This is a genomic window from Humibacillus xanthopallidus, from assembly GCF_044793955.1.
GTDB classification, from domain to species: Bacteria; Actinomycetota; Actinomycetes; order Actinomycetales; family Dermatophilaceae; genus Humibacillus; species Humibacillus xanthopallidus_C.
Genome location: NZ_CP084995.1, coordinates 989,767 through 1,005,300 on the forward strand (window position 1 = coordinate 989,767; position 15,534 = coordinate 1,005,300).

Annotated in this window: 12 protein-coding genes; 1 reads left to right on the forward strand and 11 read right to left on the reverse strand. The window is 72.9% G+C overall.

All coding sequences use genetic code 11. The annotated features are described in order from the left end of the window. Window positions 1–85: 85 nt before the first annotated feature. From LG278_RS04525 to LG278_RS04575, 11 genes are all read right to left on the reverse strand, one after another. Complete coding sequence (locus LG278_RS04525) at window positions 86–1,015, reverse strand: FHA domain-containing protein (RefSeq protein WP_404391367.1); 930 nt, start codon at window positions 1,013–1,015, stop codon at window positions 86–88. Then, window positions 1,012–2,301 (reverse strand): VWA domain-containing protein, encoded by a 1,290-nt coding sequence (locus LG278_RS04530; RefSeq protein WP_404391369.1) that lies wholly within the window; start codon window positions 2,299–2,301, stop codon window positions 1,012–1,014. Before LG278_RS04530 ends, LG278_RS04525 begins: the two co-directional genes overlap by 4 nt. Then, window positions 2,294–3,880 carry a protein phosphatase 2C domain-containing protein gene (locus LG278_RS04535; protein ID WP_404391371.1) on the reverse strand — a complete coding sequence of 529 codons (1,587 nt, stop codon included), beginning with the start codon at window positions 3,878–3,880 and terminating at the stop codon, window positions 2,294–2,296. Before LG278_RS04535 ends, LG278_RS04530 begins: the two co-directional genes overlap by 8 nt. Beyond that, window positions 3,877–6,327, reverse strand: a complete 2,451-nt coding sequence (locus LG278_RS04540; protein ID WP_404391373.1) for a tetratricopeptide repeat protein — start codon at window positions 6,325–6,327, stop codon at window positions 3,877–3,879. The genes LG278_RS04535 and LG278_RS04540 overlap by 4 nt, the downstream gene beginning before the upstream one ends. Next, window positions 6,324–7,529 carry a hypothetical protein gene (locus LG278_RS04545; RefSeq protein ID WP_404391375.1) on the reverse strand — a complete coding sequence of 402 codons (1,206 nt, stop codon included), beginning with the start codon at window positions 7,527–7,529 and terminating at the stop codon, window positions 6,324–6,326. Before LG278_RS04545 ends, LG278_RS04540 begins: the two co-directional genes overlap by 4 nt. After that, on the reverse strand, window positions 7,529–8,557 hold the full coding sequence (locus LG278_RS04550; RefSeq protein ID WP_404391377.1) for a glutamate ABC transporter substrate-binding protein: 1,029 nt from the start codon (window positions 8,555–8,557) through the stop codon (window positions 7,529–7,531). The genes LG278_RS04545 and LG278_RS04550 overlap by 1 nt, the downstream gene beginning before the upstream one ends. Beyond that, window positions 8,554–9,888, reverse strand: coding sequence for a hypothetical protein (locus LG278_RS04555; protein ID WP_404391379.1), 1,335 nt, complete (start codon window positions 9,886–9,888; stop codon window positions 8,554–8,556). The genes LG278_RS04550 and LG278_RS04555 overlap by 4 nt, the downstream gene beginning before the upstream one ends. Next, window positions 9,885–11,597, reverse strand: a complete 1,713-nt coding sequence (locus LG278_RS04560) for an AAA family ATPase (protein WP_404391381.1) — start codon at window positions 11,595–11,597, stop codon at window positions 9,885–9,887. The genes LG278_RS04555 and LG278_RS04560 overlap by 4 nt, the downstream gene beginning before the upstream one ends. Before the next feature lie 40 nt (window positions 11,598–11,637). After that, the gene (locus LG278_RS04565) at window positions 11,638–12,234 is read right to left on the reverse strand and encodes a hypothetical protein (protein WP_404391383.1); all 597 of its coding nucleotides are present in this window, start codon (window positions 12,232–12,234) and stop codon (window positions 11,638–11,640) included. A 104-nt stretch (window positions 12,235–12,338) separates the two neighbouring features. Continuing rightward, window positions 12,339–13,607, reverse strand: a complete 1,269-nt coding sequence (locus LG278_RS04570) for a toxic anion resistance protein (protein ID WP_404391385.1) — start codon at window positions 13,605–13,607, stop codon at window positions 12,339–12,341. 404 nt (window positions 13,608–14,011) lie between these two features. After that, on the reverse strand, window positions 14,012–14,803 hold the full coding sequence (locus LG278_RS04575) for a dioxygenase (RefSeq protein ID WP_404391387.1): 792 nt from the start codon (window positions 14,801–14,803) through the stop codon (window positions 14,012–14,014). A gap of 135 nt (window positions 14,804–14,938) precedes the next feature. Between LG278_RS04575 and LG278_RS04580 the strand changes: the two genes are divergently transcribed. Further along, entirely contained in the window at window positions 14,939–15,529 is a 591-nt protein-coding gene (locus LG278_RS04580; protein WP_404391389.1) for a GyrI-like domain-containing protein, read from the forward strand. Window positions 15,530–15,534: the final 5 nt, after the last annotated feature.

Here is a 15,534-nt window from a genome sequence, read left to right on the forward strand (position 1 = left end):
CACCCTAGGGTGCGCCACCGGTCGCTGTCGCCAGAGTTCAGGTGACGTTCAAGGTGCCATCACCTGCGGGTCGGTCCTGCCCCGGTCAGGCGTAGGCCTCGACCTCGTCGGGCGTGGCCTGGCGCACGACGACACGCGTCCACGCCCCGACGTAGAGCCGGTCGTCGTCACCGAGCTCGGTGCGGGGCCCGACGGCAATCGCCTTGGCGGGCAAGGGGCCCGAGGCCGGGGCGACATATGTGCCGTTGGACGAGCCGAGGTCCTCGACGAACCAGCGCGAGCCGTCGGTCGTCAGCTGGGCGTGACGGCGGCTGACCCCCGGGTCGGACGACAGGTCGAGCTCGGGGTGCGTGTTGCGGCTCGTCGAGACGCGACCAAGCAGGACGCTCTTGGTCCGCAGCGGCACGATGACGGGCAGCCCCGGCGAGGGGCAGGGGTCCTCGGCCTCCTGCGTCTTGTACCAGTCCGGGTCGATCCACACCTCGGCCAGCCACTCGAAATCCCCTGCGGCAGAGGCGCCATCGGCGCCGCCCGAGCCGCCCACGCCTGTGGACCCGGCCGGGTCGGAGGGGCCCGAGGCAGCGAAGGGCTCCGAGGGGTCGGCGACCGGCGCCGACGGGTCGCGGGGCATGGCGCCGGTCGTGAAGTCGTAGCCGCACGCCTCGCAGAAGAGCGCGCCGTCGGCGTTCTCGGTGTGGCAGTTGGGGCACTCGAGGGTGGTGGGCCCCGCGGGAGCGGCGGACGCACCCGTCCCGGCCGAGCCGGGTGCCGGAGGCGGGTCGAGGTCGAGCGAGGAGCCGGCGGCGGCCCCGGACGCGGTGGCCGAGCCGGGCGGCGTCGTCGGCCCGGGCGCGCCGGGCGCGCCCCCAGCTGACCCGGCTGACCCGGCTGACCCGGCTGACCCGGCAGGAGCGCCGGAGCCGGCCGGCTGGGCCGACAAATCGATGGGCGATCCGCAGGTGTCGCAGTAGTCGTCGGACTCGGAGGTGTGCCCGTTGGGGCAGACCGCGCTCACCGGCGCACCCGGCTCGTCTTCGTCGAAGCCGTGTCGAGCGACATCTCGTCGATCTTGGTGACGCCCTTCTTGAGGCGGACCGTGCCCGTGTCGGCATCGTCGATCTCGACGACCTTGCGCAGGCGCGTCGTCATCTCGGCGTTGCCGGTGGCGCTCGCGAGCTGCACGGCGCGGCCCAGCTTGGCGGTGGCGACCTCGTCCTGGCCCGACGCCTTGGCGGCGAGACCGTCCTGGATCATCTGCGCCAGCTCGGCCTGGCCGGTGTAGGCGGCGACGGCCGGGTCGATGCGGGTGGTCAGGGCCTCGTCGTTGCTCCACCGCGCCTTGACGAGGGCCTGGGTCACGGGCTCGCCGCCGAGCGAGATCTGCACGCGCGCCGCCAGCTGCTCCTGGCCCAGCGTGCGAGCGGGCAGCCGCACGGCCACGTGGTAGTCGCGGCTCTCGTCCGACCACGCGCCCGTGGGGTAGGCCCCGGTGAGCGGGTTGATCTCGCTGCGGCGCGTCGAGAGGTCCTCGAGAGTGGGCGAGACCTGCTTGACGAAGAGCAGCTCGGCGCCCTGCGGCACCCAGACGCGCAGCTCGGCGTTCGCGACGCCGCGCGCCATCGACGCGCGCATCATCGCCTCGAACTCGGCCGCCATCTCCTCGGGAGCGGGAATGAGGTCGACGGTGCCGAGCAGGGCCGAGGCGATGCTGCGCACCTCCTCGACCCGCCACTGGTCGCCGACGCCGCGGCAGTCGCACTGGAAGATGCCGATGCAGCTCTGCACCGCTGCGGCGAGCGACTGGGGCGTCTCGCCCTCGTTGACGCCGTCGGTCAGCAGGATCGCGTGCCGCTTCGTCACGTGCGGCACCGTCTGGAAGATCTGGCGAGCCAGCGTGAGCCACGTGCCCATCGCGGTGCCGCCCTGGGCGCGCAGCCCGTCGATGGCGCGGCCCGCCTCGCCGCGCGTGTGCGACGACATCGGCACGAGCGCGCCCTGGTGGCTGTAGGGGTAGATGATCTGGGCCGTGCCGTTGCCCGACACGATCGAGAACAGCGTGCCGTCGGTGATCTCGGCCAGCGCAGCCTTGGCGGCCTCGCCCGCGGCCTGCACCCCGCGCCGGCCCATCGACCCCGAGGTGTCGATGAGGATGACCTCGGCCGAGGAGCCCGGGTCGGTGGGGGCCGAGCCGGCGCCCGCGGTCGAGGCGCCCGTGGAGGTCACCCGCACGATGGCGTGCAGGTCGGTGCCGCCGTCGGGCAGGAACTCGTTCTGGAACACCTCAGCGGTGAAGTCAGCCATTGATCGGAGCCCCTTCCTCGGGGGCGGCCGTGTCGGCTGCCCCGTGCGTGTCATTCGATCCTTGTGCAGCCAGTCTCGCAAGGGCAACCGTGATGTTGTCGCGTCCCCCCTGCTCGTTGGCGAAGTCGACGAGCGCCTGCGCCAGCACCGCCGGCTCGTCCCCGACGCGGGCCTGCCTCTCGCGCAGGAGCGCTCGCAGGTCCTCGGCCTCGGAGCAGTAGTTCCACAGGCCGTCGGAGCAGACCATCAGCCAGCCCCCTGACAGCCCTGCCGGACCGCCCGGGGTGAGCGTCGTCAGGTGGGGCGTGAGGTCGTCGGGTGAGTCCTTGCCGAGCCAGCGCGTGATGGAGTGGGCGTGCGGCCCCGTCTCGGCGTCGGCCCGGGCGACACCGTTGGTCATCTGCTCCTGTGCATAGGAGTCGTCGCGCCCGAGCTGGGACGCGGGCTCGTCGTCCGTGTCAGGCAGCCAGTACACCCGGCTGTCACCGACGTTGCCCGCGACGATGACGCCGTCCTCGACGACGGCTGCCGCGAAGGTGCACGACGGCGGGTTGGGCACGTCGTCGTCGACCGTGGCGCTGACGGCGGCGTTGGCCTCGGCCACGGCGACGGTCAGGGCCCGGCCAGCGGCGGCCGCCCAGGCGTCCGGTGTGCCGACCCCCTTGGGGAAGGGCTGGTCGAGAACCGAGCGGGCCGCCTGAGCCGCCGCGAGCGACGCGAGGTGGGAGTCCGTCGCCATGGAGACGCCGTCGCAGACGACGAGCACCGCGCGTGACCCGGCGGGCTCGGTGGCTCGCAACGCCATGGCGTCCTCGTTGCGGGTATGCCGTTTGCCGATGTCGCAGACGCCACCGACCCAGGTGGCCGGTGCGTCCGTGACGTGGAAGCGCGGGTCGGGCGGAGGGGTGCCGCAGTGGTCGCAGTAGCCGTCGACGACGTGGCCCCGCCGACAGGCCTGGCACAGCGTGTCGTCGGCGCTGTCGCTGCTGTCCACGGCCGCGGACGCGACCGGGCCGGTCCAGCCCACGTCGAGCGGTGACTCCTCGCCCGCGGGCGCCGTCTGCGGTGTCGCGGCCGTGAGCACCCCGTCGGCCTGGGCGACGCCACCAGCAGGTGCGGACGGGCGGGCGGGGGCAGCCGTGCCCACCGATGGAGCGGCGCCCACGGGCGGCACGCCGCTCACGGGCGGCACCGCGCCCACCGGAGGGACCCCGCCCACCGGAGGGACCCCGCCCACGGGCGGAACCGGACCCACGGGGGGAGCCGCGCCCACCGGTGGAAAGCCGCCCACCTGCCCGGCCGAGCCGGACCCCGGGACCTCACCGGACGGCATACCGGCGGGGGCGCTCGCCTGGGGCAGGGCGCTCGCCTGGGGCAGCCCACTGGCCTGCGGCAGCCCCGACGGGGGCAGGGCCGCGGCAGGGGCGCTGAGATCGTGACCGCAGGCCTCGCAGAAGCTCGACTCGGCGGGGTTGGCCGCCCCGCACACCGGGCAGCTGCGCTCGTCGGGCGCGGTGGCGGGCACGGTGGCGGGCACGGTGGTGGGCACCTCGGCGCCCGTCGTGGGGGTGTCGGTCACCAGAGGCTCCAGGGTCGGATGGCGTTGGCTTCGTCGACGAGCGACACGCGCTCGTCGAGGTCGGGGGTGCGCTTCGCGAGCTCCCGGAGGGAGTCCTCGAGCCCGAGGCGCAGGTTGGTCGGGGTGGCCTTGTGCGGGCCGATGTGCACGTCGGCCTTGTTGCCGCTCGACTGCACGCTCGCCAGGGCCTCACGGTAGATGAGCGTCGTCACCTCGGCTTTGCGCCGGGCCGTCATCGACGTGTCCTCGAGGGTGCGCATCGCCTCGGCGAGGTCAGGCAGACCACGGTTGGAGCGCGTCAGCAGCTCGGCCAGTCCTGCGCGCGCCGTGCGGAAGGCGCTCGACTGGGGCGGCACGAGGCGGTAGGCCGAGACCGCGCCGTCGACGTCCTTGCGCGCGGCGCGGATGCGGGCGAGGCCGAAGGCGGCCATCGGCACGTAGGTGGCGTCGGTGCGGGCGCACGCGATGTAGAGGTTCTCGGCCACGGCGTCGTCGCCCGCCTTCTCGCAGGCGTGGGCGAGGGCGAGCTTGGGCGCGAGCTCGCCCGGCACCTGCCCGTAGACGGCATTGAAGGAGGCCTGGGCGCCGCGGGCGTCACCGCGCTCGAGCGCGGCCAGCCCCTGGATCCAGACCGCGCGCCACTCCCACGGGTCGGCGCGCAGCAGCTCGCTCGCGGTGGTCTCCGCGGTGTCGCGCTTGCCGGCGTCGAGGGCGGTGCGAGCGCGCTCGAGGAGCACTTCCGTGGAGGTCTTGGGCGGGTGCATCAGCCGCTCGAGGCGCTCGCTGGCGGTGCCGTTGACCGTCTGGAGCCACCCGACGAGCGCGTCGTGCGGGTCGCGCCGCAGCGAGGGCAGGTTGCGCCAGTCGTCGGGCTCGGTGCCCGGCGTGGGCACGTCGAAGAGGAGCGAGCTGACCGTGGTCGTCGCCGCGCCCGAGCCGCGGTCGAGGGCGACGACCTCGCGCAGCACCCCGACCATCTGCGAGCGCAGCTCGTCGGCCGAGATGAAGCGGTCGTCACGGTTGGGGGCGCAGGCCTTGGCCACGAGCCGGTAGAAGGAGTCGTAGCGCTGGAAGACCGGCACCGTGTCCTGCGCCGGCAGGACGTTGAGGTAGGTCGTCTGGTAGCCGCGGAACTCCATCGTCAGCACGACGAGCGTGCGGCCGATCGTGTAGATGTCGGAGGCCACCGAGACGCCGAGCTCGGCCACCTCGGGTGCCTGGTAGCCGACGGTGCCGAAGATCGCGGAGTCGTCGTCGTCGGCCCGACGCACGCCGCCCAGGTCGATCAGCTTGACCTCGTCGCCGACCTGGATGATGTTGTCGGGCTTGAAGTCGCAGTAGACCAGCCCGAGGTCGTGGAGGTACTGGAACGCCGGCAGGATCTCGAGGAGGTAGGCGAGGGCCTGGTCGACGGGCAGCGGGTCGTAGCGGCCGGTGTGCTGCATGCGCTGCTTGAGGATCGACTTGAGCGAGGTGCCGCCGACGTATTCCATGACGATGTAGCCGGCGTCGTCGTGCGTGACGAAGTTGTAGATCTCGACGATGCTCGGGTGCGACACCTGGGCGAGGAAGCGCTGCTCGGCGATGGCCGCGGCGAGGGCATCGGGGTCGGCCGAGTTGAGCAGGCCCTTGAGCACCACCCAGCGGTCGGAGACGTTCTTGTCGCGGGCGAGGTAGATCCAGCCGAGACCTCCGTGGGCGAGGCACCCGGCGACTTCGTACTGCCCGGCGACGAGGTCGCCGGCCTGCAGCTTCGGGTCGAACGAGAAGGGGAAGCGGCACTTGGCGCAGAAGCCGGTCGAGCGGCCGGGCTTGCCGTCGCGTCCACGGCCGACGGGCTCACCGCACTTGGGGCAGTAGCGCTTGCTCTCGGGCACCGACGGGTTGGTGAGCAGCGCCTTGGCGGCGTCGATCTCGGGCGCCGGACGGACGGTCGTGATGCCGCCGCCGAGCCGGGCCGACCGCAGCCGCTGGGAGCCGCCGGTGCGCCGGGTCGCCACCGAGCCGAGGGCACGGGCGTGCTTGGAGCCCAAGGCCGCTGACGCCAGGTTGCTCGACGCGGACGACCGCGTGGACAGCTCGGGGCCGGAGCCCGGAGCCGCACCGGGGTCGCCCGACGGGCTGCCGCCGGCCAGTGCCGCCGGGGCCTGCTGGTCGGCGGGCGTGCCGCACACGTCGCAGTAGCCGGCGTCGATCGTGCCGGAGCAGCCGGGCTGGAGGCAGGCGCCGCCCTCGGGGATGGTCGGTCCGGTGGCGAGTCGGGGGGACGTGGCGGCCGACGCGGCCTCGCCGGCGGCTCCGCTCCCGACGAGCCCGCCCCCGGTGGACGACGGAGGCGTGGACGACGCGGCCGAGGGGCCAGGCGTGGGACTGCTCGCGGCCATGCCGCAGACGTCGCAGTAGCCGTCGACGATGGTGCCGGAGCAGCCGGGCTGGGTGCACTTCATGGGCGACCCTTCTGGGGGCGGGGCGTGGAACGCGTGGCGACGTCGAGATAGGACTGGTAGGCGGCCGCGAGGGCGCGGGCCCGCACGAGCGGCAGGGGGGTGCGGGCGAGCGTCTCGTCGAGCCGCCGGCGCAGGTCGGCGAGGTCGGGCTCGAGCTCGCTCGGCACCCGCGCCGACGCAGCCATCGCCGACAGGGCTCCGACGAGCCCGACGACCTCGTCGCGCTCGGCCAGCCCGGCGGCATACCGCTCGTGGGCGAGGTCGAGCGCGCGCGAGACCCGCTCGAGGCGTTCGCGGTATGCCGCGAGCTCGGCTGCCGCTTGCGGCACGGGTCCCAGGGCACGCACGTTGGGGATGGCGAGGTGCGGCGCGGGGGTGATCGCCTCGATGCAGGCGCGTTCGAGGGCGCGGATCGCCGCGGCGCGGGCGTCGAGCTCCTCGATCTGCTGCTGGGTGCGCACCCGGCTGCGCGCGGCCGACGCGCGCTCGGCGGCGGCGACGATGAGGTCACGCTCGAGCATCGCGATGTCGATCTCGAGCGGACCGATCACTCCGCCGACGTCGGCGCCGCGCCGGGCGCGGGCGAGCAGGTCCTCGACGCGCCGGTCGAGGCGGGCGAGCTTGTCGGAGGCGGCGTCGCGCTGGGCGCCGGCGGGCACGAGCGGCACCTGGTCGCGGATGCGCTCGACCCCGGCCCGGGCGACGGTGATGCGCTGGGACGCCTCCGCGGCGCCGGGAGCCAGCGAGGCGCGGGCCTGCAGGGTGCGGGTCAGCGAGTCGAGCAGGCGGCACGCCTCGGGCAGGCTGACGGCGAGCGAGCCGCTCGAGGGGAGCGAGAGGTGCTCGGAGGTGTTGGAGTCGAGCCGGCCGTGGATGAGGGTCGAGAGGCGCTCGGCCTCCTTGGGCCCGACCCGTCCGCCGTCGAAGGTCGTCTCGAGGAGGGTCAGGCGGTCGCTGACCGCCTTCCAGAAGGTCAGGGCGACGGTGAGGTCGGTCGTGATCGCCGCCTGCTCGGCGGCGGAGAGCCGCAGCAGCGCCCGGTCGACCTCGCCGAGGTCGGCGCGGCGCTGGGCGACCCAGAGCCGCAGCGCGTTCAGGTAGGTCTGGGCCTCGCCCGCCTGCACGGGAACACCGAGCGCGCCCGGAGCCGTCGGGGCGGCGACGCCGGGCTGGTCGGGAGTGCTCCGTGGGGCGGCGGTCATCAGCGCCCGTAGACGGGGGTCGGGGGAGCGGGCGCCGGGCCGAGCGGCTCGGCGAGCCAGCGGTTGTAGATCGTCTTCCACTCGCCGTCTGCGACGAGGTCGGCGAGGACGCGGTTGACGTAGCGCACGAGGTAGACGTCGGCTTCGTTGAAGCCGAGGCCGTAGGGCTCGACCGTGATGGCCTTGGCGCTCGTGATGACGGTGTTGGGGTCCTGTGCGGTCAGCCCGGCGAGCACCGTGTCGTCGCCGGTGATGGCGTCGGCCTTGCCCTGCTGGAGCAGCACGAGGCAGCCGGTGTGGTTGGAGGCGGTGACGGGGATGGGGCCCTCGACGCTCTGCAGCTTGGTCAGGGAGGTCGTGCCGGTCGGCGCGCAGACCCGCTTGTCCTTGAGGTCGGCGAGACCCCACGACGCGGCGTCCTTGTCGGTCGTCAGCAGGCTCTTGGAGATGAGCACCTTCTGGCCCGAGCGGTAGTACTCGGCCGAGAAGGCGATGTCGTTCCACCGCGAGCACGTCATCGACATGTTGCGGGCCACCATGTCGAGCTCGCCGTCCTGCAGGAGCTTGATGCGGTCGCCGGCCGTGATGACCCGCAGCTGCAGCTTGGCGCTGCCGAAGAGGCTCGTCGCCACGGCCTTGGCCATGTCGATGTCGAATCCCGTGATCTGCGAGGTGAAGGGGTCGCGCGCACCGAAGAGGTAGGTGTCGGCGGAGACGCCGACGATGAGGTAGCCGCGCTTGAGGATCTCGTTCACCCGCGCGTCGGTGATCTGGCCGCGGCTGGGGAGGCTGCCGAGGGGGTCATAGGTCTGGGTCGCGTTGTCGCAGGCGGGCGCGGCCGTGCCGGGGGCCGAGGAGGTCGGCTTCGGTGTCACCTTGGTGGGCAGCGCCGTGGGCTCGTAGGTCACGCTCGAGCAGGCGGCGAGCGCGCCGACGCAGAGCGCGGCCAGTGCCGCACCGAGGCGGCGCCGGGTGCGGCGGGGACGTGGTGCGTCCGGCCGGGCCGGTCCGGGCTGCTGGGTGCTCATCGGTACTCCTCGATCCGCTGTCCGATGCCGCGCACGACGAGCCAGGCGGCGAGCAGCGCCGCGAGTGCGACGCCGAGGGCTGCGACGGGAGCCGTACCGGCGAGTCCGTCGAGTCGCTCGACGGCGGCCTTGCCGGCCGCATCACGCGCCTGCGTCACGGCGGTGTCGAAGATGGTGAAGGTGCCGTCGGACCCCTTGGCTGTGGCGTCCGTCGACATCGCAACCGCCTGCTCCCACTGGCCGTTGTCGTCGAGCTCACGCACCTGCTCGTGCACGGACGTGTAGTCGCCCCACTTGTCGGCCAGGGACTCGTCGTCGACACCCGAGAGGGCGTTGCGCACGGCCGTGTCGTCGGCCTTCCACGACGCCTCGTTGGACGCTCCGGAGCCGCGCCGGATGAGGGTGAGGCTCTCGTTGGCACGGGCGTCGTTGGCCGCGGTCGTCGCCTCGGCCAGCGTGACGGTCTGGCCGAACGACCCGTCGGCGACGGCCCGGGTGGCCGACCCGACCGCCGCGACCTGCACGAAGGTGAAGACGAGCGCGGCGAGCAGCAGGGCGATCGCGGCGGTCAGGCGGCCGTTGAGGTAGCGGTGCGTGCGCCTGGCCAGCCAGACCGCGATCACGACGAGCCCGATGAGCGCGACGAGCCCGACGGCGAGCTGCAGGCTCGAGTTGCTGCGGGTGAACTCGTCCTGGGCGCGCTGCTCGTTGGCGTCCACGATCGCGGTGATGATCGGGATGGCGTCGGCGCGCAGGCCGGCGCTCGCCTGGGTGAGGTACTGCGCCCCGACGGGCAGCCCGAGCCGGTTGTTGGTGCGGGCCTGCTCGACGAGGGCGGTGTAGGTCTGCACCTGCTGCGACAGGGCCCCGAGCGCGGTGCCGTCGGCGGGCTGCGCGGCCGCAGCCTCGGCGATGCCGGACGCGACGCGCGACATCGCCTGCTGGTAGCGGTCGCGCGACTCGGGCGACTCGAGACCGCCGATGAGGAAGGCATTGGTCGCTACGGCATCGGCGCGGAGCAGGTCGACGTGGATCGACTGGGCGCGCACGACCTGCGCGGTGTTGTTGGCGGCCCGCTCGACCGCGGCCTGCGACGAGAGCAGGGCGTTGGCGCTCACGGCGCCGAGCACGATGGCGGCCAGCACCCCGAGGACGCCGAAGAGGCGCATCCGGCCCGGGGTGCCGTGCAGCAGGCGCGACACGATCGAGCGGGCGCCGGGGATGCTGCCGGCGATGGTGCGCGGGCCCGCCACCGGGGGGCCCGACGGCGCGCCGGCGGGGATCGCGACGGGGATGTTCGTCGTCGGTCGGCTCGTCGGTGCGCTCGTCATCGGGGGTCCTCGCTCGTCGCGGTCTGGTCGTCCGAGACTGCCTCATCGACCGGCCCCTGACCATCAGGGTCTGCCCTGACCGGCACCGGATCCGTGCTGGTCGCCTCGTCGGTTGCCTCGTCGGTCGCGTCTGCCGGGGTCGGGGCCCCGGGCTCTGCCGTCACGGCGTCGGGGGCGGGCGAGAGGGCGAGGTCCGAGTCGTCCGGCGGCTCGAGCACGTCGGTCTCGACGGGCTCGTCGGGCTGCTCCGTGAAGTCGTCGGCCGTGAGCAGGCGCAGGTCGTCTCGAGAGGGCTCCGTCGCGTCCTTGAGCCGCCACGCGTGGCGCCCGATGGCCTGCTCGAAGAGGTTGCGCGAGAAGCGGCCGTTGCCGAAGGCCGAGGTGCGCGGTGTGGCTTGCAGGATGTGGCCCACCCGGGTGCGGGCCTCGGCCGTCAGCTCGTAGTCGGCACCCCCGGCCATCGCGTCGAGGATGGCGAGCAGCTCGTCGTCGGAGTAGTCGTCGAACTCGATCGTCGTGGTGAACCTGCTGGCGAGGCCGGGGTTCTGGGCGATGAAGCGGACCATCGGGTCGGGGTAGCCGGCGACGATGACGACGAGGTCCTCGCGGTGGTCCTCCATCTCCTTGACGAGGGTGTTGACCGCCTCCTCGGCATACTGGTCGCCCGTCAGGGCGTAGGCCTCGTCGATGAAGAGCACGCCGCCCTTGGCCCTGGCGCACACCTCGGCGGTCTTCATCGCGGTCTGCCCGACGTAGCCCGCGACGAGCTCACTGCGGTCGACCTCGACGAGCTGGCCCTGCGGCAGCAGCTCGAGAGCGCGATAGATCGCGCCGATGAGCCGCGCGACGGTCGTCTTGCCGGTGCCGGGGTTGCCGACGAAGATCAGGTGCCGGCTCATGCGGGGGGCCTTGAGACCGGCCTCGGCGCGCATCCGCTCGACGCTGAGCAGCGCCACCTGGCGGTGGATCTCCTTCTTGACGCGCGCGAGCCCGATCATCGCGTCGAGCTCGGCGAGCAGCTCCTCCACCGACTTCTCCGGCTCGGCCGGCTGCTCAGGCTCCGCGGGAGGGTCGCCGCCGTCGGCCCGGGCCTGGACTCCCGCAGCGGCCGGATCGCCCTGTGGCGCAACGGGGTCGAGGCGCGGGTCGAGCGAGGGGTCCAGCAGGCTGGGGAGGTTGGGGCGCAGCACATCAGGCATGCCGAAGGCGCCACCGGGCAGGGGACGTATGCCGCCCAGCGGCCCCGCGCCCAAGGAGCCACTCCCCGAGGGCCGGGGGACGGACAGGGCAGCGCCGCGCGCGGCGTCGAGGTAGGCGGCCGAGGCCGCCGACGCGTTGGCGATGACCCAGATCGGGGCCGTGCCGAGCATGACGGCGGAGGAGGCGACCTCGGTGAGCGCCTCGGCGTACTCCCCGGCCAGGCTGCTGCGCGACGCGACGAGGGCCTCCAGCAGGTCGGTCGGCGCGCCGCGCCAGCGCCGGGCGCTCGAGGCGGCGTCGAAGAACGCCTCGTTGACCCGGGCGAGGTCGGTGACGCCGGGGTGGGCCACCCGCGCCCACTCCGAGGCCGCCCCCGGCACCGACTCGGCGAGGGCGGCGGCCACGCGCAGCCCCTCGTCGCGCGCGGCGACCGGGTCGAGCCCGGCCTCCGCGGCGATGTCGCTCAGCTCGTCGAGGCTCTCGGCCAGGCGGGACCGGTCCGTGCTCATTTGTCGCTCATCGGTCAGAACTCGTCGGTCGGCTCATGCGTCACTCCGGCGGGGCGAGGGGGGAGGGGCTGGCGGGCGTGCTCGAGGGGCTGGTGGAGCTCGACGTCGTGGGTGGTGGCGCAGCCGGCACCGCGTCGGGGCCGAGGCCGAGCACCCCGCCGCCCGAAGCCTGCCCGAACTTCTGCTCGAGGAACGCCCCGTGCACGATGATCGCCTCGGCGTCGGCACGGCAGACGGCGTCGTAGACCTTGTCCATCGTCGTGCCGAGCAGGTCGAGCTGGTCGACGAGCAGCATGACCGAGCTCTTGCCGCCCGCGATCGGTCGGCTGTCGGCCCAGTCGCGCGGCAGGCGCAGGTAGTTGCCGATCGCGACCGGCAGGTAGTCGGTGGCCGTGGCCATGACGCTGAAGCCCTGGGCGCTGCCGATGCCCAGGGTGGTGAGCCGGGGGAGGGTCTGGCGCACGATGCGGGTGACGCGCAGCAGCCGCGAGAGCACGACGCCGGGCACCTTGCCGTCACGGGCCTGCTGCTCGATGGCGTCGAGCGCCCCGAGCAGCTGCTCCGTCGTCGGCGGCCCCGGGCGCGGCGGCTCCGGTGCCTCGGGCTTGTCCAACCCGAACCACGACCGGATTCCCACGTCGCTTCCCCTCTATGTCTCGCGCCGGACGGGGACTCGTGCCCGCGTCCGTGCCGCACCTGACCATCTTCGCCGAGCGGCCGCCGTGCCGGCGACCCGCCCCCTCACCGACCGGTGCCGAGGTCGAGCAGCCCGGGTGCGACGTTGTCGGCGCGGCGCGCGTCCTGCGTGGCGACGCGGTCGAGGTAGGTGCGCGACTTGGCGACCTCGGTCTCGAGGGTGCCGATCGTCGCCGCCATGTTGTCGAGCGCGCGCACCTTGAACTGGTCGATGGTGTCCATCGTCTCGTAGATGTTGGCGAAGGCCTTCTGCAGCGACTCGATCGAGAGCGTCGCGCTCGCAGACTGCTCCTGGATGCGCGCGGAGTTCTGCTTGAGGGCCTCCGACGTGCGCTCGATGATGCCCGAGGTCGTCGTGTTGAGCGCCGTGATCTGGTCGAGCACGAGCTGCTGGTTGTTGAGGGCCTGCGCGACGATGACCGCAGTGCGCAGCGCCGACACGGTCGTCGTCGTGGCGCGGTCGACGCCCTTGATGAGCTCGATGTTGTTCTTGATGATGATGTCGATCGCGAGATAGTTCTGGATCGACACCGCGAGTTGGGTCAGCAGGTCCTGGTGCTTCTGGCGCACGTAGAAGAGGACGTCCTCGCGCAGCGCCTTGGCCTTCTCGGGATCGGTCGCCTCGAGCGTCGCGACCTGCGCGGCGAGCTTGGCGTCGAGCCGCTCGGCGACGTAGACGTACTGGTTGAGGCGGCCCATCGACTCCCAGAGGGTCTTCTTCTCGAGGTTGAGGGCGACGTTGTCCTTGACGAGCTCGTCCTGGCCGGACTGGAGCGAGTGGAGGATGCCGTTGAGGTGGCTCTGGGCCGACTGGTACTTGCGGAAGTAGTCGGTGACCTTGTCGCCGAAGGGGATCATGCCGAGGAACTTCTTGGCGCCCGCGGCCTGGCCGGGGTCGAGGTCCTCGACGGTGCGACGCAGGTCGAGCAGCGTCTTGCCGACCTTGGAGTTGCCCGACAGGCCGCCCTCGTTGAGCGCCTTGACCGGCATCTGGAGCATGCGGTTGCTGCTCTCGGCCGCGAACTTCACCTCGTCGTTGCCCATCATGCGCACGTCGGTCGCCTTGGCCTCCCACTCGGGGGAGCGCGAGGCGGCCTGGAGCAGCGAGTCGAGGTAGGTGTCGACCTTGGCGTCGAGCCCGGGCAGCGCGGCCTCGGGCACCGCCGGGGCCATCTTGGGGGCAGCGGTCTCGGCGACGGGTGCCGACGGGGCCGGGGCGGTGAGGATGAAGGCGTCGGCGGTCGGCGGCGCGAGCGGCTGCACCTGGGCGGCGGCGGCTGCCGGTGCGGCCTGGGCGGCTGGCTGGTCGGTCATCTCGAACGGGGTCCTTCCCTCTGTGCCGGCCACGTCGGCGACGCGACCGAAGTCCTCGCTCGCACAGCGGCATACGGGCCCCGCTGGCGTCACGGCCACTCTACGGGCCGCGCGCGTGGGACGGCACGGGCATTCGCACGGTTCCGCAGAGGTTCCGGGGTCGACTCAGGGTCGAGTCAGGGTTCGACCCCACGAGCGTCAGGACGACCCCGGGGCTGGTGTCAGGGGCCAGCCCCGGGGACTCCCTGAAGGGCGACCGCGGCCCGGAGTCAGGGGAGGTTCCGAGTCGCGGTCGCGGGTGTGGCGCCCCACACGATGAGAACGGTGGGGGTTACCGGCGAGTTCCCGTCACGGTGCCGCCGGTATGCCGCGCGGCCGGCTCTCAGGAGACCCTCAGGAGACCCTCAGGAGAACTGCCAGGAGCGCTTCGACAGGCCGAACCAGAAGCCGTCGATGACGCTCTCGTTGTCGAGGCCGCCGGACTCGTAGGCGGCGCCGAGCGTGACGAAGAGCGGCGCGAAGTGCTCGGTGCGCGGGTGGGCCTCGTGCGCGGCAGGCGCTTTGTCGAGGAAGTCGAGCAGGCTGTCGACGTCCTGTGCCTTCATCGCCTCCTGCGCCCAGTGGTCGAACTCGGCGCTGGCCGGGGGCGGCGTGCCCTCGGGTCCCGCGGCCGGGTTGAACCAGCGCAGGTTGTGGGTCGTGAAGCCCGAGCCGACGATCAGGGTGCCCTGCTCGCGCAGCGGTGCGAGCCGCCGGCCGATCTCGAAGAGGCCGCGCGGGTCGAGCGTCGGCATCGACATCTGGAGCACGGGCACGTCGGCGTCGGGGAACATCTCCTTGAGCGGCACGTAGGCGCCGTGGTCGAGGCCGCGGGACTCGTCGCGGTGCACGGCCGACGAGGAGGTCTGGCCCGGGGCGGTGAGAAGCTTGGTCACCTCGTCGGCGAGGCCGGGCGCGGCCGGGGCGTCGTAGGTGACCTCGTAGTAGCGCTGCGGGAAGCCCCAGAAGTCGTAGGTCAGGGGCGCGCCGGTCGTGCTGCCGAGCGTCGTCGGGGCGTCCTCCCAGTGGGCCGAGACGATGAGCACGTTGTCGGGCTTGGGCAGGTCGTCGGACCAGGCGGCGAGCTCGGCCGTCCAGCGCTCGTCGTCGGCGAGGGGCGGGGCGCCGTGGCTGAGGTAGAGCACGGGGGTGGGCATCGTGGGTCCTTCCACAAGTTGTTGAAGTCTAAACTATCACGATGTCGGACGACGCCCCAGTATCTCGGCGAGAGGCGCTCGAGGCGGGCCCTTCGGCCCTGTCCCGCAGGCGGCGGGGCGTGTGAGCGTGGAGGCATGACCGAGATCCGGATTGTCGACGTGCCCGAGCAGCACACCGCCGTCGTGCGCGAGAAGGTGCCGATGGCCGAGCTGACGAGCTTCTTCGGGCGGGCCTTCGAGGCTGCCCTGCACGCCGTCCGTGCCCAGCGGGCCGTCCCCGTCGGCCCCCCGTTCGGCGCCTACCACGGCCCGCCCGGCGAGACCGTCGACGTGGAGGCCGGCTTCCCCGTGGCGAGCCCCATCGAGGACGCCCAGGGCGTCGTCGCGAGCACCCTGCCGGGGGGCCGGGTCGTCGAGGCCGTCCATGTCGGCCCCTACGACACGATGGTCGGCACCTACGCCGAGATCGAGGCTTGGATGGCCGCGCTTGGGGCTCGCGCCAGGGCCGCTGATGTGGGAGAGCTACCTCACCGACCCGGGCGACGAGCCCGACCCGGCGACGTGGCGCACGCTCATCGTCTGGCCCACCGCCTGAGGATCGAGCACCCCGCGACCCGGCCACCCGGCATACCGCCGAGGTGTGAATGCGATGCGAGCGCTCTTGACACCTGCTGTTACGGTCGAGCCGCGTCCACGCCGATGCAGCGACGAATCCGCTGCACGTGAGACCA

Coding starts and splice junctions, on each gene's coding strand:
- LG278_RS04530 (WP_404391369.1), bottom strand. CDS start 2,301: ATGGCTGACTTCACCGCTGAGGTGTTCCAGAACGAGTTCCTGCCCGAC.
- LG278_RS04540 (WP_404391373.1), bottom strand. CDS start 6,327: ATGAAGTGCACCCAGCCCGGCTGCTCCGGCACCATCGTCGACGGCTAC.
- LG278_RS04545 (WP_404391375.1), bottom strand. CDS start 7,529: ATGACCGCCGCCCCACGGAGCACTCCCGACCAGCCCGGCGTCGCCGCC.
- LG278_RS04550 (WP_404391377.1), bottom strand. CDS start 8,557: ATGAGCACCCAGCAGCCCGGACCGGCCCGGCCGGACGCACCACGTCCC.
- LG278_RS04555 (WP_404391379.1), bottom strand. CDS start 9,888: ATGACGAGCGCACCGACGAGCCGACCGACGACGAACATCCCCGTCGCG.
- LG278_RS04560 (WP_404391381.1), bottom strand. CDS start 11,597: ATGAGCACGGACCGGTCCCGCCTGGCCGAGAGCCTCGACGAGCTGAGC.
- LG278_RS04570 (WP_404391385.1), bottom strand. CDS start 13,607: ATGACCGACCAGCCAGCCGCCCAGGCCGCACCGGCAGCCGCCGCCGCC.
- LG278_RS04575 (WP_404391387.1), bottom strand. CDS start 14,803: ATGCCCACCCCCGTGCTCTACCTCAGCCACGGCGCCCCGCCCCTCGCC.
- LG278_RS04580 (WP_404391389.1), top strand. CDS start 14,939: ATGACCGAGATCCGGATTGTCGACGTGCCCGAGCAGCACACCGCCGTC.